At 61.3% G+C, this 25,200-nt stretch carries 28 protein-coding genes and 4 pseudogenes; 19 read left to right on the top strand and 13 right to left on the bottom strand.

Annotation, left to right across the window (positions count from 1 at the left end; all coding sequences use genetic code 11):
- Positions 1 to 599 precede the first annotated feature (599 nt).
- On the top strand, positions 600 to 950 hold the full coding sequence (locus H9L15_RS15860) for a hypothetical protein (protein WP_187715985.1): 351 nt from the start codon (positions 600 to 602) through the stop codon (positions 948 to 950).
- A 484-nt stretch (positions 951 to 1,434) separates the two neighbouring features.
- On the opposite strand, the gene H9L15_RS15855 is transcribed toward H9L15_RS15860, so the two are convergent.
- Positions 1,435 to 1,629, bottom strand: a complete 195-nt coding sequence (locus H9L15_RS15855; RefSeq protein ID WP_187716058.1) for a GlsB/YeaQ/YmgE family stress response membrane protein — start codon at positions 1,627 to 1,629, stop codon at positions 1,435 to 1,437.
- Positions 1,630 to 2,254: 625 nt separating this feature from the next.
- On the opposite strand from H9L15_RS15855, the gene H9L15_RS15850 reads away from it, so the two are divergent.
- The 4 genes and pseudogenes from H9L15_RS15850 to H9L15_RS15835 all read left to right on the top strand — a co-directional run bounded on the left by H9L15_RS15850 (position 2,255) and on the right by H9L15_RS15835 (position 3,909).
- Positions 2,255 to 2,728, top strand: coding sequence for a GAF domain-containing protein (locus H9L15_RS15850; RefSeq protein WP_187715984.1), 474 nt, complete (start codon positions 2,255 to 2,257; stop codon positions 2,726 to 2,728).
- An 88-nt stretch (positions 2,729 to 2,816) separates the two neighbouring features.
- Positions 2,817 to 3,044 carry a hypothetical protein gene (locus H9L15_RS15845; RefSeq protein ID WP_187715983.1) on the top strand — a complete coding sequence of 76 codons (228 nt, stop codon included), beginning with the start codon at positions 2,817 to 2,819 and terminating at the stop codon, positions 3,042 to 3,044.
- Positions 3,045 to 3,067: 23 nt separating this feature from the next.
- A pseudogene (locus H9L15_RS15840) lies at positions 3,068 to 3,181 on the top strand (PEPxxWA-CTERM sorting domain-containing protein); the annotation flags it as partial.
- A gap of 407 nt (positions 3,182 to 3,588) precedes the next feature.
- Complete coding sequence (locus H9L15_RS15835; RefSeq protein ID WP_262985004.1) at positions 3,589 to 3,909, top strand: SOS response-associated peptidase family protein; 321 nt, start codon at positions 3,589 to 3,591, stop codon at positions 3,907 to 3,909.
- Positions 3,910 to 4,780: 871 nt separating this feature from the next.
- Here the strand turns inward: H9L15_RS15835 and H9L15_RS15830 are convergent.
- A complete protein-coding gene (locus H9L15_RS15830) occupies positions 4,781 to 5,227 on the bottom strand; it encodes a hypothetical protein (protein ID WP_223276745.1) in 447 nt (148 codons plus the stop codon).
- Between the two features lie 628 nt (positions 5,228 to 5,855).
- Here H9L15_RS15830 and H9L15_RS15820 point away from each other — a divergent pair.
- The 8 genes and pseudogenes from H9L15_RS15820 (at position 5,856) to H9L15_RS18200 (ending at position 11,649) form a co-directional block, all read left to right on the top strand.
- Complete coding sequence (locus H9L15_RS15820) at positions 5,856 to 6,761, top strand: Crp/Fnr family transcriptional regulator (protein WP_187715980.1); 906 nt, start codon at positions 5,856 to 5,858, stop codon at positions 6,759 to 6,761.
- 767 nt (positions 6,762 to 7,528) lie between these two features.
- Positions 7,529 to 7,969: pseudogene (locus H9L15_RS20665) on the top strand (PAS domain-containing protein); the annotation flags it as partial.
- Positions 7,970 to 8,067: 98 nt separating this feature from the next.
- A pseudogene (locus tag H9L15_RS20660) lies at positions 8,068 to 8,355 on the top strand (PAS domain-containing protein); the annotation flags it as partial.
- Between the two features lie 9 nt (positions 8,356 to 8,364).
- A complete protein-coding gene (locus tag H9L15_RS20655) occupies positions 8,365 to 8,814 on the top strand; it encodes a hypothetical protein (RefSeq protein WP_398287039.1) in 450 nt (149 codons plus the stop codon).
- Positions 8,739 to 9,710, top strand: coding sequence for a GGDEF domain-containing protein (locus H9L15_RS15810; protein ID WP_187715978.1), 972 nt, complete (start codon positions 8,739 to 8,741; stop codon positions 9,708 to 9,710). The genes H9L15_RS20655 and H9L15_RS15810 overlap by 76 nt, the downstream gene beginning before the upstream one ends.
- A 28-nt stretch (positions 9,711 to 9,738) precedes the next feature.
- Positions 9,739 to 10,421 (top strand): annotated as a pseudogene (locus H9L15_RS15805) (EAL domain-containing protein).
- A gap of 69 nt (positions 10,422 to 10,490) precedes the next feature.
- Positions 10,491 to 10,988 carry a serine hydrolase gene (locus tag H9L15_RS18205; RefSeq protein ID WP_223276744.1) on the top strand — a complete coding sequence of 166 codons (498 nt, stop codon included), beginning with the start codon at positions 10,491 to 10,493 and terminating at the stop codon, positions 10,986 to 10,988.
- A gap of 49 nt (positions 10,989 to 11,037) precedes the next feature.
- Positions 11,038 to 11,649: a serine hydrolase domain-containing protein gene (locus H9L15_RS18200; RefSeq protein WP_223276761.1), complete on the top strand. Its 612-nt coding sequence runs from the start codon at positions 11,038 to 11,040 to the stop codon at positions 11,647 to 11,649.
- Positions 11,650 to 12,143: 494 nt separating this feature from the next.
- Here the strand turns inward: H9L15_RS18200 and H9L15_RS15795 are convergent, their stop codons facing one another.
- The 7 genes from H9L15_RS15795 to H9L15_RS15765 form a co-directional block, all read right to left on the bottom strand.
- The gene (locus tag H9L15_RS15795) at positions 12,144 to 12,590 is read right to left on the bottom strand and encodes a hypothetical protein (RefSeq protein WP_187713850.1); all 447 of its coding nucleotides are present in this window, start codon (positions 12,588 to 12,590) and stop codon (positions 12,144 to 12,146) included.
- A 123-nt stretch (positions 12,591 to 12,713) separates the two neighbouring features.
- Entirely contained in the window at positions 12,714 to 13,187 is a 474-nt protein-coding gene (locus H9L15_RS15790) for a hypothetical protein (RefSeq protein WP_187713849.1), read from the bottom strand.
- Between the two features lie 150 nt (positions 13,188 to 13,337).
- Positions 13,338 to 14,042 carry a fimbrial biogenesis chaperone gene (locus H9L15_RS15785; protein WP_187715976.1) on the bottom strand — a complete coding sequence of 235 codons (705 nt, stop codon included), beginning with the start codon at positions 14,040 to 14,042 and terminating at the stop codon, positions 13,338 to 13,340.
- Positions 14,039 to 14,776 (bottom strand): CS1-pili formation C-terminal domain-containing protein, encoded by a 738-nt coding sequence (locus tag H9L15_RS15780; protein ID WP_187715975.1) that lies wholly within the window; start codon positions 14,774 to 14,776, stop codon positions 14,039 to 14,041. Before H9L15_RS15780 ends, H9L15_RS15785 begins: the two co-directional genes overlap by 4 nt.
- A gap of 313 nt (positions 14,777 to 15,089) precedes the next feature.
- Entirely contained in the window at positions 15,090 to 16,451 is a 1,362-nt protein-coding gene (locus H9L15_RS15775; RefSeq protein WP_187715974.1) for a TcfC E-set like domain-containing protein, read from the bottom strand.
- A gap of 60 nt (positions 16,452 to 16,511) precedes the next feature.
- The gene (locus H9L15_RS15770; protein WP_187715973.1) at positions 16,512 to 17,027 is read right to left on the bottom strand and encodes a hypothetical protein; all 516 of its coding nucleotides are present in this window, start codon (positions 17,025 to 17,027) and stop codon (positions 16,512 to 16,514) included.
- Positions 17,028 to 17,069: 42 nt separating this feature from the next.
- Entirely contained in the window at positions 17,070 to 17,615 is a 546-nt protein-coding gene (locus H9L15_RS15765; protein ID WP_187713844.1) for a hypothetical protein, read from the bottom strand.
- A 1,100-nt stretch (positions 17,616 to 18,715) separates the two neighbouring features.
- On the opposite strand from H9L15_RS15765, the gene H9L15_RS15760 reads away from it, so the two are divergent.
- Entirely contained in the window at positions 18,716 to 19,153 is a 438-nt protein-coding gene (locus tag H9L15_RS15760) for a hypothetical protein (protein ID WP_187715972.1), read from the top strand.
- On the opposite strand, the gene H9L15_RS15755 is transcribed toward H9L15_RS15760, so the two are convergent.
- Positions 19,144 to 19,452, bottom strand: a complete 309-nt coding sequence (locus H9L15_RS15755) for a hypothetical protein (protein ID WP_187715971.1) — start codon at positions 19,450 to 19,452, stop codon at positions 19,144 to 19,146. The two genes, H9L15_RS15760 and H9L15_RS15755, sit on opposite strands and share 10 nt — an antisense overlap.
- 136 nt (positions 19,453 to 19,588) lie before the next feature.
- Between H9L15_RS15755 and H9L15_RS18195 the strand changes: the two genes are divergently transcribed.
- The 5 genes from H9L15_RS18195 (at position 19,589) to H9L15_RS15745 (ending at position 21,907) form a co-directional block, all read left to right on the top strand.
- Complete coding sequence (locus tag H9L15_RS18195) at positions 19,589 to 20,368, top strand: glycosyltransferase family 2 protein (RefSeq protein ID WP_223276743.1); 780 nt, start codon at positions 19,589 to 19,591, stop codon at positions 20,366 to 20,368.
- A gap of 5 nt (positions 20,369 to 20,373) precedes the next feature.
- Complete coding sequence (locus tag H9L15_RS18190) at positions 20,374 to 20,613, top strand: glycosyltransferase (RefSeq protein ID WP_262985009.1); 240 nt, start codon at positions 20,374 to 20,376, stop codon at positions 20,611 to 20,613.
- A 26-nt stretch (positions 20,614 to 20,639) separates the two neighbouring features.
- Positions 20,640 to 20,864 carry a hypothetical protein gene (locus tag H9L15_RS18185; protein ID WP_223276741.1) on the top strand — a complete coding sequence of 75 codons (225 nt, stop codon included), beginning with the start codon at positions 20,640 to 20,642 and terminating at the stop codon, positions 20,862 to 20,864.
- Between the two features lie 226 nt (positions 20,865 to 21,090).
- Complete coding sequence (locus tag H9L15_RS18180) at positions 21,091 to 21,624, top strand: hypothetical protein (RefSeq protein WP_223276740.1); 534 nt, start codon at positions 21,091 to 21,093, stop codon at positions 21,622 to 21,624.
- Between the two features lie 46 nt (positions 21,625 to 21,670).
- Positions 21,671 to 21,907 carry a hypothetical protein gene (locus H9L15_RS15745; protein ID WP_187715970.1) on the top strand — a complete coding sequence of 79 codons (237 nt, stop codon included), beginning with the start codon at positions 21,671 to 21,673 and terminating at the stop codon, positions 21,905 to 21,907.
- A 534-nt stretch (positions 21,908 to 22,441) separates the two neighbouring features.
- Here H9L15_RS15745 and H9L15_RS15740 read toward each other — a convergent pair.
- The 3 genes from H9L15_RS15740 to H9L15_RS20645 form a co-directional block, all read right to left on the bottom strand.
- Entirely contained in the window at positions 22,442 to 22,621 is a 180-nt protein-coding gene (locus H9L15_RS15740; RefSeq protein ID WP_187715969.1) for a helix-turn-helix domain-containing protein, read from the bottom strand.
- Positions 22,622 to 23,204: 583 nt separating this feature from the next.
- Positions 23,205 to 23,462, bottom strand: a complete 258-nt coding sequence (locus H9L15_RS20650) for a MarR family transcriptional regulator (protein WP_398287036.1) — start codon at positions 23,460 to 23,462, stop codon at positions 23,205 to 23,207.
- Between the two features lie 932 nt (positions 23,463 to 24,394).
- Positions 24,395 to 25,141, bottom strand: a complete 747-nt coding sequence (locus tag H9L15_RS20645) for a TorF family putative porin (protein WP_187715968.1) — start codon at positions 25,139 to 25,141, stop codon at positions 24,395 to 24,397.
- Positions 25,142 to 25,200 lie beyond the last annotated feature (59 nt).

Below are 25,200 nucleotides of genomic sequence, written 5' to 3'. Positions count from 1 at the left end.
CCAGGATGCTCGAGGCTAGTGTCAGCTTTCGACCCATTCCTGCCATTAGCGCCTACGAGCGGGCGCTAGGTTGGGTCCTTTCGACATGGCTCACGGCGGAATGTCACGTCCTTGATCCACGTATCATCTTTGGAGGTGCCGGGCGGGCTCTCTAGCGTCACGATGATGAGGCAGCGATTGTCCTTCGAAAAACTCATGTCGCAGTAACCGGGACTGACCCCTGACAGTTCCCCAGTTCGGGATATCGTGCGCAGGTAGCCCTAGCGACGCCTGTGCACTCGCCGGGGAACGGCTTCCACCCGTATCGCAAAATCAGGTCGCGAGCTTTGTCGTAACCCATGCCTTCGAGCTTCGGTGCTTTCGTCGGACGAGCGACCGTCGCGCTACCGTCTGTCAGTAAGAGAATGAGTGGGAGGAGATAACCAATACGCATTGCGCGATGCTACATTTGAAGGGGCCTTGGTCAATGGCAGCTTTCCACCCAAACCTGCCGCGACGGCCTCAGCCCTATTGCGGACACCAGCAGGCGATGCTTCAACCAAACTATCATGCGCCAGATTTCGTATTGTGAGAGATCGCCGCTGTTAGTCGCTCTAAGCTTGGCGGTCGCGGCATTACCATCTGCACCAGCATTCGCTTGCTCGATAGTCCTTCCGCCTGACTACGAAGGCAGTTCTGCGCAACGACGCAACATCAAACTTGAAATCGAAAAGGCAAGTGCAATTGTTGACGGAGAAGTCATTCGGCCTTGGACGCACGAAACTCCTGCGTTGGTCCGTGTCCATCATGTCCTGAAGGGCGACGTTGAAGAGATCATCGAAGTGGGCGGTGAGGGCGCCGGAGGAGACTGCTCGATTGCGCTGGAACGTGTGGGCGAACGAAGTCGGATGATTCTCAACGGTGGCCCGGGATTTACGACCTCTACTATGACCAGTCAGAAGCTCGCTTAGAAGATCATTATTTGAAGTCAGATCGTCGAAAAGTTTGGCCGTATTACGCGGACCAGGAGAGCACAGGAAACTGAGCCGCTGCGCCGTTTCCTAGTAATGGCAGGTTTTGACCCAAACCCGCCGCGATCGTTTCGACCCATTTCGGACGTAAGATCGCAGCCGCCGGTCTCAGTATTAGCGGTCCGTCTTACCGCCGGACAATCCTTGGGACGGGTTGACACGCTTTCCTCGAAAAATCCCCCAGTTCGCCGTCTGACCTGGGGCTGACCCGGAATGACATTACGGCCCGTTCTCAGTGACCGAGAACGGGCCGATTTCACGCGTGAACAGGGGAACTCTACGCGAATTGACCTAACGTTTCCTGCTCTTCCACGTTCCGCTGCGTCCGGCTTTCGACAGGTCCGTGCGCCCGAAGGTTGCGAAACCCGGCCAGACAGAATGCGGGCGGCAGTATCTCCGTTTCTGCGGGTCGAATTCAACTTGCTTAGCGGACCGTTCCGCGTCGGATGAGGTTCACGATTGCCAGCAGCACCACGGCTCCGAGAAGCGAGTACAGGAAGCTCTCAATCGTAACCTGCTCATTAATGCTCCCACCGCCGATAAGGAATCCGGCTAGGAATGCGCCAACTATACCGACGACTATGTTGAGGATGATGCCTTGTTGGCCATCCGTCTTCATGATCAAGCTGGCGAGCCAGCCGACAACTCCGCCAACAATCAACCAGATTAAGATCCCGACCACTGCAGTTCTCCTGAACGTTTATTTTTACCTACGGCGAACCATTTCACCGCCGATCTGTTCCGGCAAAGACCCAACTCCACGAGCTCTTTGATCAGTCGGAACTCCCGACGGGCATGACTCTCGCCCCTAAACCCGATCGCGATTAGATCCACTCTCGGGCGTAGAGACTGCGCCAAGGGCAATAGCCGCCAAACTATCGATGACGATCGTATGCCCCTAATTCCAGTCTCCCCACGAGCCCCGCGATGGCTGCACAGAGGTCCAGGATTGCGGTCAGACTATCCGAACTTTGACCAAGACATTGGTTTGCTGAATTGTCCTAGATGTAGAAAGCTCGAACCTTCTGCGACGACATCTCGCGAACGCTCAACGTCGTCGAGAGCACGCTGAAAGCCGTGGACGAGCCTATCGTAGAAGGGCGCGGCACCCTGAGACCGTCATCGGTGCGAAGTCCGCCCGCGACAAACCCATAGAATACGTCTCGTTGCGGCGTTACCATTGCGGAGATCGCGGCCTCGATAGGATTGTCAATTGGAAGCCACTTGGAGACTGCGGGACCCCAATGAAGGACGATTTCGCAGCGGGAGTCGCCGCCGAGGGTGACGACGAAGAAATCCGTTCGATCCTGCTGGAAGTCGGCAACGCGACGCACATGGGCTTCGTGGCGGTTGCACGGGTAACCGAGGATCGGTGGATTGCCGCACAAGTCCTTGATCGGATCGAGTTTGGACTGGACCCGGGCGAGGAGCTGGACGTTAAAAAGACTATCTGCGACGACATCCGCGAGTGCGGCCAAGCAATCATCATTGATCGGATTGCTGAAGATCCCGAATGGCGCATGCACCCGGTACCCATGCTCTACGGCTTCGAGAGTTATGCCTCGCTGCCTGTCCTTTTGGAGGATGGGAGCTTCTATGGGACTCTTTGCGCGATCGATCCTGAGCCACGTGCACTGAGCGGCTTGGAAACAGTGGCGTTGCTGCGACGCTGTGCCGAGCGTGTTGCTGCAATCATGTCACGGAAACGCTCGATTTAATCGTCATCGCTCGTTTGTTGGTTCAAGTGGTTGGGGCCGAGCGGAAGTTCGCTGAGAAGGGCGGGATTGCGCTGGACGTTTGCCTTTATTGAACGAGGACGCGCTGAGGCTACGGAGTGTCTGCTTTCCTCTACGACCCGGCCATGGGGGCCTGATTCTTGACTTCCTGATCCCGACCGACGCGACGGTCTCGGGCTCCGGGTTCGGCTTCCTGACGTTTGATACGGTGAACACGCTTGACGACGGCATCTACAGCCTTGTCGACATCTTCAATGGTGCAGCCACCACCGGAACGCAGTCAACGGCGGGGCGATAACGCAGTTCACGACCTCGCAAATCGCTGCCGTTCCGGAGCCCGCGACCTGGGCAATGATGCTGTTCGGGTTCGGTGCGGTCGGCCTCTCGATGAGGCGGCGTAAAGCGATCGCAATCGCACGCCGGCAGATCGCCTAGTTCAGCTTGTAGACAGTGCCGTCAGTAGCCTGGCGGCACCTTCTACCAGTAATCGCGGTGTCCGCATTCCAGCAAAACTTGCCGCGAAAGTCTTCGGCTGTTTCAGACTCTCCACCCCGCGACGGGAACATGCGCTAGACCGTTCGAGTCATGTGCAATCTCTACACGCAGAGCAGGTCTCCCGATGAGATCGCGAGGCTCTCACCGCAGCGCAGATTCCGCTCTCGTTTCCGGAAGGAATTCCAAACCTTCAGCCTCGAGATGTCGCGATCACAGACTCGGCCCCGATCCTCCGCAGCACCGGAGGATACGACCTGGTCATGCGCAATTGGAGCTGGCCAGGTCCCACTGGCAAGCCAGCCTACAACTTTCGGTCGGACGGGCGTGAGTTCCCGGACGGACGGGTCTTGATCCTGACCGACGGCTTCTACGAGTTTACGAAGCCCGCTGATCCAAAGCAGAAGCGGAAGGATCGCTGGTTGTTTTCAGACCCGGCTGGCGGAATGACCGCAATTGCTGGCATTGTCCGCGCCGTTCCTGGGCTGGGCGAACGCTTTACGATGCTGACAACGCAACCTGGTCCCGACGTTGCGCCATACCACCAACGTCAAGTTGCAGTAGTATGCCAGCAGCATTGGCAACAATGGCTTGACCCCTCCGTTCCCGCGCCAGAGATCATCGGGCCAGCTCCTGCCGGACTGCTGAAAGTGCAAGCCGCCCATCGATAGCGTCCGCGTTCGACCCAAACCTGCCGTGACAGCCTGCGGCTCGAATTGCCGCGACATTTTCCGATCATTCCTGCCGTCAGCCGGATGATCCACTTCCACTCGATGCGGCCAGTTTGATCAGCTCAGGTAAAATGCGGCTAGGGCGACGGCTAAGCTCGCGAGCAGGACCGTCACAGCAAAGGGGGAAATGCGCCGGCCCGGCGTCTTGGGAGGCGCGGGTCCCCAGTGATACGTTTGCTTCTTCATCCGGGCCTTCAACGTGAATCCGCGACATCCGCGGCACCCTCAAATCAATGAGTTTGCTATATTTTTTCAGTGCAGCGTAAACAAGTATTAACATCGTCGCTCGTAAGGCTTCAATGTCTTCTCGGGCCTTCGACATCCCGGGTCGATCTCCGTCTTGAGCGGCTCGGGCGAAGGCTCGGGCCGCTCATTTCGGCCTATCTCTGCATCGCTCAGCGTGAAGGCTGGAAGCGAACTAGCAGGACGCTAACCCACCCATCCCGGCCATTTCGGTGTCAGGGCCTCCTTCCGTCGCCAATCGGATAAGCCTTGCTGAGAAGAGGACCGAGAATAGAAGCGCCAGGAATACTCCGAGGATGAAGTACCATCAGTTCATCGCGCTGGGTTCCGCTCGTCTCACTTTGAAGCGGCTACACCTTCTATATGTATTGGCGGCGAAACAGCGGCGGGCCTTGGACAACTTAAGTCAAGCCAGTCGCACAACCCGTTAAGCGATTGAATCAAGGCAGCTCGATGCGGGTAGGATGCGCCCCGTCGCCCGTCAGCGTCAGTGCCCCTGTACGCCAACACGGATTCCTCCCCGATCGAAACTCAAGCGACGGGTCCAACTTGTGTATATCTCAGATCTTCAATGCGAAAACAGTGTTTGCAAGACTGTTCTCATCTTCTCAGAACCTGAAGAGGTCAGCTCCACGAATGTCCGCTGTGGGTCGAGGAGGTCGCCCACACGTTTAACGTCCCCTTGCCGCTCAAGCGCCTCGAGCCAGCGCTTGCCGGTCGTGGCGGCAACATGGGAAAGCTCGCACAGGCGCCTGACTGACGTTCGTTCTCGCGACAGCCTTCTCGAATAGAGATGAACTATCATTTCCCACGCTGGATCGGAGAACAGAGCCGAGCCGAATCGTTCGCGAGCTTCGGAGCGGGCTCGGATGTAACCCCGAACCTGTTCCCGCTCCGATTGAATGGTTTCGGCGACCCTCTCCGACTTGCCAGCAGCGCCGCAAATCAACGGCGAACGAAGGGAAACATTACGTTTGCAACGGACGTTGGGATTGTCACACGCCTGATGAAGCATTGTCGCCACCTCCTTGAAAGCACCGCACATCGAGCACGCTCTAGCTGCCAAAAAGGTGGTTAACAGACCGTATCAAATGCTGAGGATTGCTCGGAAATCACGACACTCGTGCAGTGAATGAGCCACCTAGAGGACTGTAGCATGGCGTCGCATCGCTCAGATCCGGTCGACCATAAGATCCGCAAATGGGATCCAACAAAGGGTCGTCCTCAATTTCCAATGCTGGTGGGCCGTGAGCGCATCGACGAGAGCGCGCGTCCCACCGGATCGGGCGACAGGATGAACGATCGCGAGATCGAACGTTCGATCGATTTGAGGACCGGAGCCATGCCGAAAGGGCACAAATTGTGCGCTTGGCCGCTGGCGGCCGCCGCTGCGACTCTGAATGGTCCGGCCAAATCTTTCCCGGGCCTCCAGCGTAGGTAGCGTAAGTCATGGTCGAGCGGCCAGTCCGCCTGTTTTGTGACATCGCCCTACAGATTCGGGGCCTTGTCGCCGATTGCCGCGGTCAGCTGCAGTACGCCGACTTGTCTCACGACAAGCGTACGGGGCTGCAAATTGCCATCCACAAACTGGAAATGGCCGCACAGCTCCTCGAAGCGAACGCTTCTCAGGCAAACTGAACCCCATGGAAGCGCTGCCCGGTTACGTATCAAAGCTTGCCGGCTGGTTCCGCGGTGAAGTGGCCGTGGAGAAGGCCGTCAATGTGATGGCGCGCCGATCGCTTGCGAAGGTCGACGGGCCGGTGCTCGTTCAGTCCGGCCTGATTGCCGTTACCAGGTTCGAAGCATCGGGTACGCGGCGGACGATCAGCCTTCATTACCCGGGTGAACTTTTCCATCCTGTTCGAGCCTGCGGGCCGGTTGTCCTGGAGGCCGTTTCAAACAGCGTGTTGGAGCTTGCTCCGCAGTCCCATTTTGACGCGGCCATTTCAGCCGCCCCAGACATGTTGTTCGCCTTGAATCAAACCTTGAACCGGGAGCGGGCCATTGCCTACGAATGGCTGGCAAGGATCGGTTTGCGCAGCTCCATGGAGCGGCTGGCCCACTTCTTGTGCGAGACCTGTGTTCGATTGAATGCTGACCCGTCCGCGCTCGCCCTGCCGTTCAATCAATGGCAACTCGCCGAGATCACGGCGCAGACGAGCGTTCACGTGAACAGAGTGCTGGGAAAGCTGGACCAGAGCGGCCTCATCCGCCGCCGCAGGAAGACATTTGAGATCGGGGACTGGTCCGCATTGGCCCGCTTGGGTGAGTTCCATCCGGGTACCTCACGGACTAGCGTCCCGCCGCAGACCGCGACAAACGCCCCGTACCAAGGCTGTGGTCGGCATTCGCTCGCCAAAGCCTTCCAGGCGCTTGCAACAAAACGCTTTCGGCCAGGTACGCGGCTGTCTGTTCGAAGGACGCGTGAACTTTCGGTCCTAGCCGGGTCGAATGATGAGAGTCCGATCCCGCAGAAGCTCGTTCGCCGTCTTTGCAAATGTCTCAAGCTGCGACGCAATTGTTCCGACAAGCTCGTTCCGGATGTCTAGGCTCGGATGAAGGTAGACATGGCCGTCAGCTTCCCTGGCCAGGAACCCGTGCTCGACCAGGCGCGTAACTTTTCGTCGCGTCGTCTCCCGGTTCAACCCGGTCGCGAGGGCAACGGAGCTGATAGTGCACCTTCTCAGCATGTGGGGCGGAACGGCGCTCCTGAGATCGGCGACTCCATGCTTGAACAGCGTGGCGCGGTCGAGACTCTCGGTGTTGATCACGGCGACTGCCAACATGATCATGACGCAATCCTGGTCGCCGATGAGAGCGCGCCATTGCTCCACCATGCGCAAAGTCATCGACACCAGGCGGATGGCCGACAGCCGGCTCTGAGGGGCAGCTTCGGCCGCGTTGACAACAACGCGCATTTCGCCGGCTTCGCGCTTGTCACTCATCAGCGAATAACGACTTTCACATCGACGGGCTCGAAGTGGAAAGCGCGATCTCTACGTCCGCCAGTCCCACCGCGCCGCGATCAAACCATAGCAGACCTTTGAGGCAGATTACCCAAAAGCGACGAATGGATAACGAACCCAGGGGTGACCCCAAAACGTGCTGCCCACGTCAATCCGAACAAGAACGTCCCAGCCATTTCGAGACTCCCACGGACTGAACTGTTCGCTCGGCCGCATCACGCCGCAAGACGGCCAGGTCTCACCGCTGGCGAACGGTTGCTTAGAGCAACCAAAATGAAGCAAAGGGTAGACACGGGTTAACTGTTGCCGGGCTAGGCGGTCGCTCCAGTTGCGTGAGGCTTGAAACCTAAATGCCCAAAATTATCTCAAAGCGGTCACAGTCAGCCAACGCCTCCCAGTCCGCGGACAACCTCGACCGGGCGCTGGCAACCCTGATGGAACGCTACCGATTGGCGGCCAGGGCGACGAATGATCTGGTCTGGGACTGGGACCTCGTCACCGACGGCATCGAGTGGAACGAGGCGTTCGAAAACCGCCTCGGGTTCTCGGGTGATGATTTGGGCACGAGTGGCGCCTGGTGGTTTAGCCGCGTGCACCCCGACGATGCTGAGCGGGTGAAAGCGGAACTCGACAATTGCATCGTCGGAAGCTCGGGCCGGTTTGAATGTGAATACCGGTTCATGACGGCCGACGGCAGCTATGCGTCCATTTATGACCGCGGCTTCGTCATTCGGGACGCCGACCAGGTGCCCATCCGCATGGTTGGAGCAATGCAGGACAACACGGAGCGCGACGCAGCTTTCCGACAGCTGAGCGAACACCGCACGCAGCTGTCAACCGTGTTTGGCCAGGCCATGGTCGGGATCATGCACGTCGACGCCAGCGGCGCCCGATCATGGTCAACAGCCGCTTCTGCGAAATCCTGGGCCGACACGAAACCGAGGTGCGCGAATGCCGCGTCTGGGACTTCACCCATCCCGACGATGCGGACTGGACCAAGTCGCTTTACGAGCGTGCCCGCATGGCGGGCGAAGCCTACCAGATCGAGAAGCGCTACCTTCGCCCAGATGGCACTTGCGTGTGGTGCGAAGTGAGCGTCAGCTTCGTGAAAGACGCCGATGGTGGTGTCGAAACGTCGATCGCGGTCGCCCAGGATATCACGACGCGGAAGAAAGCCGAGGCCGCCTTGGCCGAGCAATCCAGCCTGCTTCAGAATGTCGTCGACAGCGTCGCCGACCTGATCTTCGTCAAGGACCTGGAAGGCAACTTCATCCTCGCCAACCGCGCTCTCATCGAGGGCTGTGGTGACATTGTCGGGTGGAAGACAACGGACCTGTTCGACGCTGATCTCACTCCCACTTACGAGGAAGCCGACAGGGACGTCATTCGAACGGGTCGATCGCTCATGGTCGACGAATGGATCCCGATTGGCGGCAACCCCGACTGTTCGAAACGGCGAAGGTCCCTTGGATCCGCGACGGCGAAATCCACGGCGTCATCGGCGTCTCGCGCGACATTACGAACCAAAAAGCCGCTGAGCAGGCCATTCGTGATAGCGAATTGCTATACCGAAGTGTTCTGGAAGCGAGCGCTGACTGCATCAAGATCATCGGTCTGGATGGCTGCATCAAGCTGATGAACACACCTGGGCAGCGTGCACTTGACCTCGACACGTTCGAGCAAGTTCGGGGCAAGAAGTGGGTGGACATGTGGCCGAGGGAAAGTCGGGCCGCGCTCCGACGGGCGATGGACGAGGCCCGCGACGGCCGGGTGGCGCGCTTCACTGGCTACTGTCCGACTCTGCAGCGTACGCGCAAGTGGTGGGATGTTGTCGTCACGCCCATGTTCAATGACGGCGGCGACATCACAAACCTCCTCGCAATCTCCCGCGATATCACCGCACAGCGCCAGACTGACGAGCAGTTGCGCTGGGCGAGCGAGCATGACGCCCTCACGGAGCTGCCTAATCGAAGGGCATTCCAAAACCGCCTCCAGGGAGCAACGCTTCGCGCCATGGAAGCGGGCAGCTCGGTCAGCCTGTTGCTCATCGACCTTGATCACTTCAAGCACGTCAACGACACGCTTGGGCATGCTGCTGGCGACTACTTGCTGCAGAAATTCGCGAAGCGACTGCACGAGAGCGTGAGGGCTGATGATTTCGTAGCCCGGCTCGGAGGCGACGAGTTTGCAGTGATCATCGAGAACAGCCCGGCCGACGGGAGCCTCGTCGAAATCGGAAATTCAATCCTTGACCGGTTGCGCAAGCCGATCCGATACAACGGGAGGGTCATCAGCAGCGGGGCGAGCATCGGCGGCGCCGTCTTCCCAACCGATGCGGAAAGCGCCCACGCGCTTTTCAACAATGCCGATACGGCTTTGTACTCACTCAAGGCGGCGGGGCGAGGCGGGACCGCCATGTTCCACCCAGGATGCGCGAGCAAGCACAGCGCGTCGCCTCCCAGCTCAGCATGGCCCGGACCGGCATTTCAGAGCGGTCGATCGAGCCTCACTACCAGCAGAAAGTCGACTTGAGCTCGGGGCAATCGTCGGGTTTGAAGCTTTGCTGCGGTGGCGGCACCCGTCATTCGGAATCCAGCTCCCGAGCAGCGTTTCGGAAGCGTTCGAGGATTACGAGCTCTCGACGAAAATTGGCGAGCTCATGCAGCGCCACGTGTTCGAGGACATGCGGGAGTGGTCACGGCTTGGGCTGTCGCACGGCGTGATCGCGATCAACGCGTCCCCGCGGAATTCCTGAGGGACGACTTTGCGGAGCGCTTGCTCAGAAAAATGGACAATTACGACATCGACCCGGCCTCGATCGAGATCGAAGTCACCGAGCATGCGTTCATCGACCGCGGCGCCAAATATGTCAGTCGCGCCCTCAAAGCGCTGAGCAAGGCCGGGGTCAGCGTTGCGCTGGATGACTTCGGGACCGGCTATTCATCCCTCTCCCACCTGCGCGACTTCCCGGTGGATGTCCTCAAGATCGACCAGTCGTTCATCCGCAGGATGAACGATGATGCCGAGATCGAGTCGATCGTGAAAGCCGTGATCGGTCTCTCGAAAAGCCTGAGCATCGCTGTCGTCGCGGAGGGTATCGAAACCCTCGAGCAGAAGATGGCCCTGCTCGAGCACGGCTGCTCATTCGGACAGGGGTATTTGTTTGGCCGGGCGGTTGGACGCGACGAAGTCCAGCGACTGCTGCTCGACTCCAGCCACCAGTCGCAGCTGAGGGCCGCGTGACCCTGATTTTCCTGCCTGACCCAACAAAGCGGCGCTTGGCAGCAACGGCCCGTCGCTAGGATCCTGCGGATGCGGATCCTTGCTCGCCTGTTCGCCATCCTGGTCCTGGCGCCGGTTTTGTCGCCAGCCTCGGCTCCCGCCACGACGCCCGGACGGGCAGCCGCCATCGACAGGGTCGTCGAGGCGGAGCTTGGCAAGGCCAAGGCCAACGGCCTTGCCGTCGCCATCGTCGAACACGGCCAAGTCGTGCGGGTGCGCTGTTACGGCACCCGCAACGTTCGCGGCGACCCGCTCACCCCGCAGTCCATCATGTACGGCGCCTCGCTGACCAAAGCCGTGTTCGCATATACGGTGATGCGACTTGCGGACGAAGGCAAAGTCGCACAGGATGAACCGATTGCCGCAATGCTGTCGAAGCCGCTCCCCGACTACGGCAACCTCGACAAATACGGCAATTGGGGCGACCTCGCTGGTGACAGCCGCTGGCGGAAACTGACGCCCGCATCCTGCTCTCTCACGCCGGCGGCTTCGCCAATTTTTCGTTCCTGGAGCCTGACCAGAAGCTGAGGTTCCATTTCGAGCCAGGGGTCGCTACGCCTATTCGGGCGAAGGCCTCATCCTCCTCCAATTCGCGATTGAGCAGAGGCTTGGCCACGGCTTCGAGGAGGACGCCCAGCGCCTGGCGTTCCGCCCGCTTGGCATGACAGATTCAAGCTTGCACTGGCAGGACCGCTTTGCCGGGCGCCTCGCCGACGGCTGGCAAGTCGATGGTACGGCCATCCTCCATGACCGACGGGATAACGTCAGGGTGGCGGGCTCCATGGACACGACGATTGCCGACATGGCGAAGTTCGCATCGGCGCTCGTCACGGGGGTTGGCCTGAGCCAGGCAAGTCACCAGGCCATGCTGGCGCCGCAACTCCCAATCACGACGGCCACGCAGTTTCCAACCTTGCAAAGTGAAGTCCCGCAAGCCCGGCGTGTCGCAGGATTGGCGGCCGGCTTGGGCGTTGTCGTTTTTGACGGGCCGCAGGGGCGAGGCTTTTACAAGGGTGGCCACGATGACCAGACGGGGAACGTCATGGTTTGCCTTCGCCAGGGGCAGCGGTGCGTCGTCCTCCTTGGCAATGACGTGCGCGCCGAGCGGGCGTTCCCGGCGATCGTCAAGGCCGTCCTCGGCGACACCGGCGTGCCGTGGCAATGGGAATATGGGATCCAGCAGCCTTGACGGTGGAGGACGCGTCGGCCACGCTTTTGACGCGTTTTATCCCATGACCGTGGCTAAGAAAATGTCATGGGCGTCGCCGCCTTGACGCGACGCTAGGCCATGCCAAGCGGGTGCGCGGCATGTGTCACTACAAAAGTGACAAAAGTTACTGCAAGCGCCGCCGGACCGGGCCTTTCCACTTTTGTCGAAATGGGCATGCCCAGGGCGCCGGTCCGTCACTTGCCCCTTCCCTACTTGAGGGGCGCTGCGGCTTTCGCCAGCGCTGCCGAATTCCCTCCGATCCGGTTCGACAGGCAAGGTTGCGGTAAGGCACGCCGCCTAGATGGAAACCAGCACGTTCGTCCCCCACGGCGAACGTGACGAACCAAAAAGGGGAGGCCCGATGTCCAATTCCTCGGGCCTCCCCAATTCCCGTCAATGAGGGCAAGCCCCAGGCTGTCGCGGAAGACTCCGGGGCTTCCCCGGCGACCAGCACAGCACGCTACTTTCGGCGGCTAACGTCGCTGGCGGTCGCCGGCCAAAGCGTCGCTGAGAAAAGCGTCCAGGCCCGCCCGTCCCCTCGGGGTCAAAATGACCGTAGCGCTGGAAGACAGCCCACTGACCTGGACGAGTTTCTCACTGGCCAGATGCGAAAGCCAGCGCCGCGCAATGCCTTCAGACACTCCCGACAACATCGCCAGCTGATCAACGCCAAGCCCACTGCCGGTCGACACGTACAGCAGCAGGAGCATTTCCCAGCCGGGCTCACCGAAGGTCGCCGCGCCGAAATGCTTGGCCCGCCGCTGTCGCAGCGTGAGGATGCGCCGGGCTTCGTGCTTGAGTGCCCGTCGGTCGCTTTCGATGCGAGAAAAAAGCTGTTCGGGCAGGTTGGGCGAGGGATCATCCGGAGACGCCGGCAGCTGCCCGCCCCGCTTGAAACGCTCGTGACCCGGATCCCTCAACCCCGTTACTCCCGCGCAAACGATACATGCGCCGTGATCATTTCACCGAGCGGGACGACGCTAGCGGGGCACGAGGTCCCCGCAAGGGACACGGCGACCCGTGCTGCGTTCAGAGACTCGGGACTATGGGAGGAGGATCTTGATGCCGCTCAGTATTTTTGCCCTTCCATCCTCGCAATGCGGCGCAGCAACGAGGCGGACCCTTCGCGTTTCTCCGACGGCGGCACGAATTTCCACGTCGAGCGAAAATCCCTGCCGGTGGTCGATAGCGTAGGACCGCAATCGCTCAAGCTCGAAACGCGATTGTCCGGTGTAACAAGCGACGCACTGCGCGCGCGAAACGGCTTGCCCGCGCGCAAAGCCGAAAATGTCGTACACTCCGCCCGACCAGGTCAAAGCGTTATTCTCAAGGTCGCACTGGAACGCGCCGACGTGGTGATTGCTGACGGCCCCGACGACTGACGGAGAGACGGCATCAATCGCTGCGCAATTGAGCAGGCTTGCGAGGTCGACGTGACGGGACAGGGCCAAGGCGGGCCACACCTGCTTGAGGCGGCGAGGATGGACATCCTCCTTGTTGAGTCCGGCGAGATCCATGGCTGTGCCCAGATAACGCCAGTGTTGCGAACGACAAAGGCTGTTGTCGACCAGCGAACGCTGCCCGGCGTCGCCCGTTCAAGTTTGCCCACGACGCTTGCCAGCGCGGCGCGCTTTCCATTCCGGCCCGTGCCGTTGACTCACACCCTGTCAAAAGCTTTGCTTGGTCGCCTTGCCATTGACGACCACGGTATAGCTAACCGCTCCATCCGACTTCAGGGGGACAGCCCAACGGGCGCCGGCATAGAGTCGCTTTCCCGGGAGCGGGACGCAATTGGTCTTGGGCGACGTGCACTGGCTGCCGTCGACCAGCTCGAGGCTTGCGTTACCGTCGTTGCGAAACACCAATTGCCTGCCGTCGCGGGAGGCCGCCAGCCGCGGCAGCGGCGCCGTTGGCCGCACCAGCACCAGGACGTCATAGCCAACAAGCAGCTTCAAGCCCGATTCAGCGGCGCTCAGTTCACCAGTCACCGGCTTGACGGTCACTCGGTACACGCGCTCACGGTCCGAACGCGCGCCGATCGCGGCCACCCGAAGCAACTTGCGCTGCCCGGGCTCAAGGATCATTCGCGCCGGGGACACGAGCAGGCCGCGCTTTTCGGGATCCGGCTCGGTGACCCTCCGCTCCTCGCTCGACCCGGCGCCGACGATCTCGCTCGGTTCAGCCAGAATGTAGGAGCGCTCATCCGAGTTGTTCCAAATTTCGATATCGGCGCGCGTCTCGTCCGTCTTCGCCAGGTCGATGATCAACTGGCTCAAGACCAGCTCGGCGCGACCGGCGCTCGTCACCGACAACAAAGTGGCAGCCAACACGGCGTGACGCGCAAAGCGCGAAAGCGCGAAGGTCTTGGTCATTTGCAAATCACCTCTCCAAGGCGGGCATAGTCACCCTCCAAATGAACACCCGCAAGCGACACCGTGCAGGGAGGCGATCCCCCTGCCTGAAACTCGAGCGTTTCGCCCGGCGCCGCATCGACTTGGAAATAGCCGTTTTCATCGGTCTGTCCGGTTTCGGTGGATGATTTGATGGCGGCGTTCACCAACGGTGACCCATTGGCCGCGACGGCTTTGCCGAACACGGTAACGAGACGGTCCGCGCTCCAGCGAAGGTGCTGCACTGTCCCTGGATACAAAGTGATGGTGCGTGACTGGCTGTCGTAAGCGACCGGGACTGCCTCGACTGGCTGCAGCCGGAGCTGATAGGCGTGATAGGCCTCCAGGAAAATTGGAACGCTCGATCCAGCAGTCAATCGCGCCCTCGGCACGTCGTCGATCAGCACGTCAAACGCCGTATTGCTTGAGCTTCCGGCCAGTGTTGCAATGACTGCGCTCTGGTTGAGGTCACGCCCGCCGACTTTGAGCGCGCTCGACCCGAACGCGACGCCGGTCTGGAAGTTAAAGCCATATTGCGTCGCGCTTCCCCCCTCGATGCCCTGCAGGACTTCGACCCGCGCGCTGCCCAACTGACTGCCGATCTCGGCATTGGCCCTAGCCGTCGTTGTCTCGACGTCGCGCTGGATGGCTGCCTCTAACGCAACCTGCGTGTGGTCCTCGGTTTCGTTGAACCACTGCGCACTGAGGCTCCCCACCGCACGGGCGGATCGGCGCCCATCGTCGCGGTCCTTGAGACTGGCATAGCCCGCGGTCGCAACGGCGGACTTGCCGCCATCGGTGTATAGAAGGCGGACCCCGCGAATGCTGCGGCCGTGCTCCTGCTGCGCTGCGCGTCGGCGTTCAGGATCAGTTGGAAGCCGCCGCGGTTAAGGACCGGCCAGCTGATGGCGGGCCCGATGCTGTAGTCGGAGCGATACCCCTCGTCGTGCCGGTAGGACCCGGAAAGACTGAGGAACGCAGAGCCGATGGAGTAGGTCACGCTGCCCGTCGCTTGCGCATAGGAGCCGCTTAGCGACTGTGCCCTAATGGCGGGACCGATCCGAAATTGTCGACATAGGTCGGCAGCGGGATAAGCGGCTCGCCGGTCTTGCTCCACACCCGGCGAACGTCGAGGCTAAAGTTCAACTTGCTCATGCCGGACGACCCCAACTGGAGAAGAACGCCCTTGTCGCCCTTTCCGGAAATCAGCGCGGCAGCCCGCACCCTGGCGACGTCGGTGATCAGCCATCCCCCAAGCTGCGCGATGGGCTTGTCTTCGGTGCCAAGGATGGCCGCATCGACCGCGACTTTCTCGTTCAAGCGATAGGCCGCGCCGACCTGGTAGTAGACCGTGTTGGAAACGCTGATCGCTCGGTCCGCGCGCGTATTGGCAAGCAGCCCCGCGAAGGCGAAATAGACGGGCTTGCCCAGCGGCGCGATGGCGGAGCTTTTGACGAAGAAGCGGCGCTCCTCGCGCACGCTTCCGTCGGGTGCCCGAATGCGCAGGAGCAATGTGTAGGAGCCGTCGGGCAGCGCTGACGAGTCAATGGCCTGGTTTCCGGCGGGATAGCTGCCGGACGTCACGAGCCGCCCGTCGATGAGGATTTCCACTCGGGAAGGCTGGCTGAGGAACAGGATGAGCGGCGTTGCCTGCAGCGCTTCGTGGTCAACGCGCGTATCGAATTGCGTTGTAAAGCCCACGCCGGCAATCCGCCGCCGTCCGGTGAAGTCGATCCCGGGCGCCCAGAACAGGCCGGCCGCGTAGCGGTGCTGGCGGGTGTCGACCTCGGCGACGAGGTCGTCGACGATGAACCCCAGGTCCGAGGCGTAAGCGCTGTCGCTCCTGATCCTGCCGTTGCGAAAACCCAGGATCGTTCGGTTCTGGAAGTTGTAGACCGTCTCGCCTTGCGTCGAGCCGGCAATCGCCCCGCCGATCGAGCTGGTTAAAGACAAGGGCGTGGTGGGCGGCTGCAAATACGCATCGCTTGACCCCACGACGTTCAGGAAGCGCGGGTTGACGAAGAGGTCGAGCCTGAACCGGTCCGCGTCGTAAATGACGTCGATGTCTTGGGTCTCGAGCGGCTTGCAGCTTGTCGAGCCCGGAACCGGACAGACTTGGGCGACGTGATCGGGCAGCTTGCCCGATAGTCGAGCCATGACCTCGGGCGACGCACGTAACTCGGGCAGGACCTTGAACAGCTGCGCTGGATCCTTGAACGTCACCGAACCCGGCTGCGCAATCAGCCAGGCTTCGCCGACTTTGCGGTTGCCGAAGTAGAGATCCGCGACAACTTCGCGGGGCTGCTCGAGCTCACCGAAGCCGGCGGGCGGGCCGACGGCCTTGATGACGCTTGAATTGGCAAGCGCGGCCATCGGCAAAGTTGCCGTCATGACGCCACTACAGCCCAGCAACATGGCGGCGCGAATTTTGCAGCGCTTCCGCATTTGGGCTTATTCGGGTCCGATGACCAAAGTGAGCGTGCCGGCGTAGGACCCCGCCCGGGCATTCGACAACGTCGTCGAGCGCAGGACAACGATGAGCGACGCCGACGTCGCCGGGCCGCTGTTGCAGGATTGCTGCGTCGCGGTGCTGGTGAGCCCGGTCAGGGTGACGTTCGGGCTGAGCTGGGTGCCAGAGGACTGGCCAGCCGAAGGACTCCACTGGACGTCATAGGCAAGCTGGTTACCGCCGGACAGCAGCGCAAAGCTGCCGCCTGGCGCCGACCCCGTGGCCGTAACATGATAACCCCTGGTCGCCGCCTGCGAGAAGACGCAGACGCTTTGATTGCGAACGGCGTCAACGCCGAGGTTCGTCAGGGACCCGAACGCGACATCACTCAGCTTGGTGATCCGGACACGCTGGGCGGCGGCGGGACTTGGCGCAACGGCAGCGGCAAGCAGGCCGACGGCGAGCACGAGGAGAAGCCGCATGGCGCGAACGGGCGCCGCGCCGCTTGGCGTCGTCATGGGAACGACGGCAGGAGGCGACGGCGCCACGATTTGCGGGCCTTATTCGGGCGCGACCAGGAGGGTGAGCGTGCCCGTGTAGTTCGTCGCAGCAGTCATCGTCTGGAGATCGGTTGCAGCGATCTTGACGATGAGGCTCGCGCTCGAGGACGGGCCCGACGCGCAGTTTGAATTCGTTGCGAGCGAAGTCTGACCCGTGAGCGGCGTTCCGACCGCGAGGGCCGTGCCGCTGGTCTGCCCGGACGACGCGCTCCACTCGACCGTATAGGGAACTGTCAGGCTCGCATTGGCCAGGGTGAACGCATTGGCCGCGCCGCTTCCGGTCGCCGTCACGCGGTAGCCCTTGGTGCTCGTGTTGCTCCAGACGCAGACGTTCTGGGCGTTGGACGCGTTCAAGCTTGGATCGGCGTTGGTGAACGCGACGTCGCTCAAGCCGCTGATACGGACGCGGTTCGGGACCGAGGCCGAAATCGAGACGGAGCCCGTCGAGGTTGCGCCGAGACTACCTTGTGTCGCCGCCTGAGCCGTGCCTGCTGATGCAAGCACCGCGAGCGCGGCCATGACCGACGGAATATACTTTCTGACCATGAACTGACCCCCACCGAGCAAAATTCATCCGAAACGGATCGATTAATCGGCACGGGATACAACCAACAAAGTTAACAGACCGTCAATTTGCCTGCCCCGCCGCCAGCGTAAACGCTCCCCACCCTCGTGAAGTTATGTTTACAAAGCGGGGACGGCAATCGGGAAAATTGCTCGAGCTCGAAAGCCGTCATGTTCTATTGGGGTGAAACAATCAGGAGCGACGCTGAGGGCCACTCGATCTCAGGCCCTGCTGGGAGCACAATCCGGGCCTGTTCGCGTTCACAGTCAGCGGCCGAGCCCAGGGCTTGAACGTCGACAGCCTGGCCCGGCTTCAACGCCATCGGTGAACCGGCGTGTTCCAGCGTGGTAGCCGGCCCAGGAAGTTCGCCTGGTGGAAGCAGCGCAATCGAAAATGTCCGAGAGGCCATGGTCGACCAAATGCAGATACCGTGGTCCGAGGAGCGGACGCCCTGCCCTGCCGATCCGCGTGCGAGAGACACGCCCGTCCGCGGCCGGACACTGACGCTGAGGCGAATGCTCGAGCGCGAAGTCGGACCAATGGTGGAGGGTTGTGGTCCGGCTGTCGCGGACGCGCCGGCGGGCAGCGCCAGCACGACGAGGAGCGCTTTTGTCCACAATTGCAAACGTGATCGAGACATGTCGGCATGCGGTCCTTTTGATCGCGAGGATCAGGACCCTGGCGAAGGCCGATTGCTCGGAGCCTAACCATTGCTCCATAGTGGATGGAATTCGCACATACCTCCCGCCCACGAGGCGAGACGAAGCGCTTCCGGACTTGCCCAGACTGACGCATCACCCAGCGAGGGATCATTGAGATTCGCAATGATCGCGGGCCTGAAGAAATTTCGAAGGCGTTGCCGCCTTTCAAAAAGGGGTGCTGGCCATACCGAAAACTCCCGCATTTGATATCGATCCGTTTCGGAGCTTTGATTCACCATCTCTCCAAGATTGAGACCGCAGATTGGGGCCGTGTCGTCACCAAGGGCTCCAGTGCTGTCCAATACCGCCATCAGCGATCCAAGATCTGAACTGCGATCTCACGTTTTTCTCATGGCCGTGCTGCGGACCGCGACTGAGAATTGCCCGGTTCGCGTTCGGAATCTCTCGCCCAGCGGGCGCTGCTGGAGGGAAGCCATTTTCCTGCGGCGGGCCACGCCGTCCTCCTTCGCCGCGGCAGCCGATCCGTGTCCGGTGAGATCGCCTGGGCAACGGATCGTCAATGCGGCGTGCAATTTGCGGAGGCCATCGACGTTGCCGACTGGATGGACCTGGCCGGCCCGTTCGACCAGCAGCGCATCGATGCCACCATTGCCCAGTACCGCAACGGGACGGCACTGGAGGCGGGCTCTGCCGCGGCACTGTGCGGGCAACAATTGTCCGGCCTGAGTGCGACCCTGCTGCAGATCACCAGGCGCCTCGCGGATCAGTCCGACCAGTCCCCGGCACTCGCCGAGGAGATCCTCCGTCTTGAAATCCTTGCCCAGGAGCTTGCGGCGATCGGGAAGCTTCAACACTGATGGGCGACCAAGGTTTGCGACCGCCGAAGCGCTTCGATCCGGGTGATCTTGCCGACGTCCCGAGCGCCGATTTGACCAATCGAGAATGCCTGTCCGGTGCCGTGCGTGAGGCCTTTCCCCTGCCCCGCTCGGGTGCTTTCAAGGACCTGCTTGACGCAATTGATACCGGTGGCCGCATTCGGCCCTGACCCCGAGGTCCCCTCCTCGATGGCTTCACCCAACCTCCACTGACGCTTCGGGGCCCTGCGCAGTGGCCGAGAATCCTTCCGGTTCGGAAGCGTAGTAAACGCAATCTTCACCATCTGATCCTAGTCCGGATGACGGGCACTTCTCCGGATAGTTCAACCTGTTGAGGGTTTTTCAACCGGTTGCGCGACGCGGCCCCGGTTGACCGTGAATGATGGCGCCGCCGCGCGAAGCCCATCGAGGCGCTTCGTGTTCGCGAGCCTTGAGGAATTGCTGAAGGTTTCGATGAACGCGCCAGTATCAACCGACCTCCTGAAGACTGCGGTCCCGTACCGGCGACGCTATCTGTCAGTGCGGATCAAATTCGGCGTCGCCCTGACGATCGCCATCGCGTGGACGGCGTTCAGCGTCAGCGTGGCGTCGGCCTGGATGCGCGATCTCGCCGAGCTCACGAACCCGTTCCTCGCGCTCTGGACGCTCACATTCGTCGCGTTCGTACCGGGGTTCATGAACGCATTCCTGGCGACGTCCCTTCTTCTCGACCGCAGGCCGCCGCGACGAACGCCCCTCTCCTATCCCGGCGTGACCATCCTCATCGCCGCCTACAACGAGGAAGCCGGGCTTGCAGCCACGCTCGAAAGCATTGCCAACCTCAATTATGTCGGCGAGGTCGAAGCACTCGTCCTCAACGACGGCTCCAAAGACCGCACCGTCGAAACCTTTCATTCTGCCCGCAAGTCGCTCCAGCTTCCCGAGAATATTGACGTTCGCCTCCTCGACTTTGAACAGAACCGGGGCAAGGCGGCTGTCCTCAATGACGGCCTTGCCGCCGCTCGCCACGACCTTGTCTGCACTATTGATGGCGATAGCCGCCTCCGCTCCGACAGCTTGAAGGAGATCGTGGAGCGGTACTTGTCGGACCCGCCCGGACGATGGCTGTCGCCGGCGCGGTCCTGGTGCGAAACAGCCGCGCCAGCCTGGTCACCGCCGCGCAGGAATGGGACTACTTCCACGGCATCTCTGCAGTGAAGCGCATGCAGAGCATGTATCACGGCACGCTTGTCGCGCAGGGTGCTTTTTCCCTGTACCGCAAGTCGGCGCTTGAAGCGGTCGGTGGCTGGCCTGAATCGGTCGGCGAGGACATCGTCATGACTTGGGCGATGCTCGCGAAGGGGTATCGCATCGGCTACGCCGAGGACGCCATCGTCTTCACCGACGCCCCGCTTCGTTCCGCCAATTCTATCAGCAGCGAAAGCGCTGGTCGCGTGGCCTGATCGAGGCCCTGCAACGGCACAAGAGCTTGCTGTTCAAACCCCGGCTATCGACGCTCTTCGTGTGGTGGAACATGCTGTTCCTGCCGCTCGACCTGACGTTCACGTTCATTTTCATTCCGGGTCTTCTTGCCGCTGCGCTCGGCTATTACTGGATCGCCGGCCCCCTCACGCTGCTGCTGCTCCCGCTCGCGGTGGTGTGGAACGGGTCATTTTCAGGATCCAGCGCCGGATGTTCGCATCCAAGGGCCTGAAAGTACGCCGCAACGTGGCCGGCCTCCTCTTCTACGTCCTTGTCTACGCCATCGTCATGCAGCCCGTCTGCCTGTGGGGATACGTGTCCGAACTGACGGCCGCCGCAAAACCTGGGAACCAAATGATGACCCGCTTCCACTCTCTTCTCCTCGTGGCTGGCTTGGCCTCCCTCCCTCGCCCGCGGCCGCCCAGGCAAGCGACCAGGCCACCGGGCCCGCCGTTGGCGTGGAGCTGTTTGCAAGCACCGACTCCGACCATACGGACGTGGTCAAGCTCCTTGGGCGTGGCGCAATCCTCGACGCCGGTCCGGATCGCTATTTCGGCGTCGCCATCGAGCAAGCCTGGTTTTCGCCGCTTGGGCAGAAAACCCGCAAGGACCAGCGCGTCTATGCGGATCTTGCCGGAAAGGCGGGCAAGGACTGGCTGTGGAAGGCGCGTCTCGGAACAGATGGCAAGACCTGGCTCGGCTCCGCCAACCTGCGGTCCAAGGATTGGTCGAAGGAAGTGTTCCTCGAACGCGAGATCATTGAAACACCCCGCGGCGTCGACGAGGGCCTGTATTACACGTTCTTGGGCGCCAGCTTCGACGTGCCCGTGGCCAAGGACACGCTGACGTTCACCGGCGCGGTTCAGGCGTTCACGGGCGGAACGAAAGGCTTCACGCACGGGCGAGTTATGTCCACGTCATCAAGGCGGACATTGGCTCAGTGCCCAGCTGCGGACCCGTTTTTTTCATTCCACGGCGCCTGGCGAGTATGACTATTACTCTCCCAAGAACTTCTTCCAGCTGTTGCCCGTGGTGCAGATGCGCCGGTTCACCACGTCCGGCTGGATGCTCCTGGGCGCCGTCGGATATGGCGCTCAGCGCGCAACCGGCGGGGCTGGCCTCGGCCCGCCTGGCCGAAGTCCGCGTGGAAAGCCCGCGTGGACGGCACGCTTTCAGGCTTTTGCCCAGGCGCAATATTCAAACAATTCGATCAGTGGATCGGGCAATTATGATTATGTCATGGCCCGGATCGGTTTGACCAAGTCCCTCAATTAAGCCCAGCCGGTCGGCCGGCCAAGGCGGACTTGGTCGGCCGCGCGGCTATTGATGCTCGACGAGGCGCAGGAGAACCGGGCGTCCGGTGTCGTCCTTCCTCACCACTTCGCGCCGCTGCAGATCGCTTGGCGCGGTCCAATTTTCACGGCGCACTTGGACACTTCGCTCTATCCGGACGACCGCCTTGGCCTGCGGCGCCACGCGTGGCGGCGGTGCGGCGCTTTCAGCAAGAAGGAGCAGCAGAAACACCGCATTGCTATCGGGTCAGGCGGCTTTCCCAAACCCTGTCCATTGATCCGGATCGGAAGCAATTCGAACAATGCCGTGACGAGTTCAGGAGCCGCAGACTGGAGCGCGATCGGGGACCCGCGGAAGAAAAACGGGTGCCCCGAGCTGGCACCCGCGATTCGGCATCGCTGTAGGACTGACTTAGGGCCGCAGAGCTCGGCGGATCAATGACATATATGAATCAAATGACGGATAGGCGGTCAATATCGTCGAAATAGCCATCAATTGCTTGCCGGCCAGAATGGGTCAGCACGATGAAGACCTGGCGTCCATCGAGCGGTGACGTGCGCGTTCGACCAGGCCTTCACTCTCTAGCGCCTGGATCCACCGCAGGGTCGTAGTCAGTGCCGTCTGAGTCCGTTCGGACAGTCGAGAAATGGAGAGGCGCCGGTCCCCACTATCGGCGGCGTAAAGCTCAAGCAGCATGTCCCAGGCCGGGTCGGAGAAAAGCTTGCTGCTGAAGTGCTGGTCGCGGCGGAGGCGGGCCTGGAGAATCTGCCGGACCTTGCTTGCGCGGTGGGCCGACTTCCCGGTGGAGTCGACACGTAATGTTCCTTCAGGACGTCCGGCGCCGCCGTGGGAAACAGGGTGGCGGGATTGAACTCCTTCCGTGCTGCAACCGCGGTCATGATTGAACTCCCTCGACCGTTTAAGACCGGGGTGTTGATTAACCACGTTGGGTAGGCCCTCGCTTAACGATCGGCCCATTTTGGGAGAGTTTTGATCCAATTTGAACGGATCCGGCTCGTCACCGAAATCCTAGCCGTCGACTTGAGCGCTCAGCTCCTGCACGTCTTCGATCACTTGCTGGAGGCGGGCCCCGACGGCGGGCTGGCGTCCAACGATCGATGATGACGAGTGCTTGTTCAAGCAGCGCAAGCGCGCGTTGCATCGTCCAGTCCTCCGACGGATCGTCGGCTTCCTGACTGACTGCAGGCATACACGTAACCCCGAGCAGACGAGCGCGCTGAGGCCAAAGTGCGCGCCGATCGAACCGCCCGATAATGCCTTAGCCAAAAAAGGCTACAATTGTGTAAACCTTACTTTGTCTCAGAAAGATACACGGACAGGAGCGCTCGGCCCTTCTCGGTGAGGCTGACGAAATTCTGCGCTTGTCGGTAGGATGCTCGCGCCGCTCCGCGAGCCCGTGATCTGACAAATAGTCGATCCACCTGAGGCCAGTCGACCGCGAAGCCCCTGAAAGCTCGCCAAGCCTCGACTGGGTGATCCGCTGCCGTCCCTCACTCAGAAACAATAGAAGCAGCATTTCCCACGCGGGTTCGGCGAACATCTGGCTACCAAAGATCGCAACGCGTTTTCGCCGGTTATCGAGTTCAACCCGCGCCTTGTCGACCAGGTCATTCCGCTCGGGCCGTGGTCTCCAGCATCCGAAACGTCGTCCCGCGGCCGGAGGGGTGGAGCTTGGCGAGGAGACGCGAAGATCGTCGATGTCACGGGAATCCAGCGAGATGAGCCGGTGCTCATCGCTGGTTGGGCGCGGCCGTTCCCTGTTCATGACGTCGGTCGCTCCTCCGTCCACTCGCCTGCCACACGGCATGACGGGCGCACCATGATAAACCGAGCGATGCGACGGTAGTTTCAAGCGACGGGCGTCGCAACTCCCTGCACTCCTAGAATTCGCTAACCCCGAGTTGGTTGCGCGTTTGATTCCCCGAGCGCTTCGCGGACCGCCGCCATGGGCGCATTGAAAGCCTGGGCCACGGCGCCGAACGCCGCCAGGGCGATTGCCGCCGCTACGGTCGCAATTCCTGCAAATTCGATTGCCCGGCCGGCAAGGCGGCTCGCGGCATGAGTATCGGACGGTCGTGGCGCGTGGCGGCGTTCGACAGGCCCCTGCACCTTACCCGCCGCCGGGGCCTCGCCTGAAGTGTCGTTGAGCAGGCAGTGAGGAATATAGGGTCCTGCGAGCGGAGCCCGGCGCGATGGCCTTGTTCCAGGCGACGCGTGCCACGATCGTCTGCGGCCGCGCCGGATTTCGACATAAGTCCGCGGGCAGGTGGCTCGGCGCTCTGAACCCCGAGGCCATGAAGCGACACGTTGAGGATGCAGACGTCATGCCAAGCGGAAGAGCTCCGCATGCGCGCCCTGATCATTACTTTCTCTCTGTTCTCGCGAGTTTCAACGCCGGCTTCCACGCAACGGCCGGCCCAACATCGGTCGGCTTCCAGGGAGCTGGATTTACCACCCGCACCTCATCGAGCGCCTTAACCAAAGCTCCGAAACGAGAGGATTCGGTTGCCTATCCAGAGTCTTAGGCGAGAGCGTAGGCTGCCTTGAGCGAACGCCGAGGATTTTCAAAATTGCATGAAGAGCGATGCGATCAAGCCATTCGAGCCCGCGTTGTGCCGACATAGTCAAGGCCGATGCGCGCATTCGGCAACTCGGCGCCAAGGCCCATTGTCCAGCTCCACTTCGATCGACCATCAAGCGTATCCCAGCGCCGCGTTCGCGCCCGAGCTCGACGTTGAGGAAGATAGGTGACTTGGGACGGTATATTGGCTGCCGTGAAAAGGTAGAGATTGCTGTTCGCCGTCCAAGGTCGTCCTCGGTGCCCCGTTGCGACGGCGCAAAGCTCGCCCCGGCTTTTCCCGTCAGCGGTCCGACGTTCGCTTCGACGGACGCCGTTGCCTCAAACGCGTTGGTGCTGCTGTCGCCGGGATAACAATAAAACGTGCTCGACAAGTCGAGGCCGACTTTGTCGGAAAGCTGGACAGCATAGCCACGTAGCATCCAACTCGAGCTTGCCGGCGCCTTTGATCGTCGATGTCCAAGTTCACCATAGGCACCGCTCTCAAGCTGCGCGCTCAGCGAGGCCTGGAACGCCGGCTTGCCACCCGACAAGGACACACCACGGTAGCGATAGTCGCTGACGATACCGGCCTCCGCCGACCAGTCCGCCGCCTCTGCGCGTTGCCCGTTGCCCACCGGCCAGGCCGAAGGCGATGGCAATGATGCGCGCGCATGGCTCAAGCCGCGCTGGAAAT

Source organism: Sphingomonas daechungensis (assembly GCF_014489495.1).
GTDB lineage: Bacteria > Pseudomonadota > Alphaproteobacteria > Sphingomonadales > Sphingomonadaceae > Sphingomicrobium > Sphingomicrobium daechungense.
This window is presented reverse-complemented; position numbering and strand designations above follow the sequence as displayed.

Bases quoted from the DNA above. Each gene is read 5' to 3' on its own strand.
- H9L15_RS15855 (WP_187716058.1), bottom strand. From the start codon at position 1,629: ATGAAGACGGATGGCCAACAAGGCATCATCCTCAACATAGTCGTCGGT.
- H9L15_RS15850 (WP_187715984.1), top strand. From the start codon at position 2,255: ATGAAGGACGATTTCGCAGCGGGAGTCGCCGCCGAGGGTGACGACGAA.
- H9L15_RS15830 (WP_223276745.1), bottom strand. From the start codon at position 5,227: ATGCTTCATCAGGCGTGTGACAATCCCAACGTCCGTTGCAAACGTAAT.
- H9L15_RS15820 (WP_187715980.1), top strand. From the start codon at position 5,856: ATGGAAGCGCTGCCCGGTTACGTATCAAAGCTTGCCGGCTGGTTCCGC.
- H9L15_RS18205 (WP_223276744.1), top strand. From the start codon at position 10,491: ATGCGGATCCTTGCTCGCCTGTTCGCCATCCTGGTCCTGGCGCCGGTT.
- H9L15_RS15790 (WP_187713849.1), bottom strand. From the start codon at position 13,187: ATGGATCTCGCCGGACTCAACAAGGAGGATGTCCATCCTCGCCGCCTC.
- H9L15_RS15785 (WP_187715976.1), bottom strand. From the start codon at position 14,042: ATGACCAAGACCTTCGCGCTTTCGCGCTTTGCGCGTCACGCCGTGTTG.
- H9L15_RS15775 (WP_187715974.1), bottom strand. From the start codon at position 16,451: ATGACGGCAACTTTGCCGATGGCCGCGCTTGCCAATTCAAGCGTCATC.
- H9L15_RS15770 (WP_187715973.1), bottom strand. From the start codon at position 17,027: ATGACGACGCCAAGCGGCGCGGCGCCCGTTCGCGCCATGCGGCTTCTC.
- H9L15_RS15765 (WP_187713844.1), bottom strand. From the start codon at position 17,615: ATGGTCAGAAAGTATATTCCGTCGGTCATGGCCGCGCTCGCGGTGCTT.
- H9L15_RS18190 (WP_262985009.1), top strand. From the start codon at position 20,374: ATGCAGAGCATGTATCACGGCACGCTTGTCGCGCAGGGTGCTTTTTCC.
- H9L15_RS15745 (WP_187715970.1), top strand. From the start codon at position 21,671: ATGCGCCGGTTCACCACGTCCGGCTGGATGCTCCTGGGCGCCGTCGGA.
- H9L15_RS15740 (WP_187715969.1), bottom strand. From the start codon at position 22,621: ATGCTGCTTGAGCTTTACGCCGCCGATAGTGGGGACCGGCGCCTCTCC.
- H9L15_RS20650 (WP_398287036.1), bottom strand. From the start codon at position 23,462: ATGCTGCTTCTATTGTTTCTGAGTGAGGGACGGCAGCGGATCACCCAG.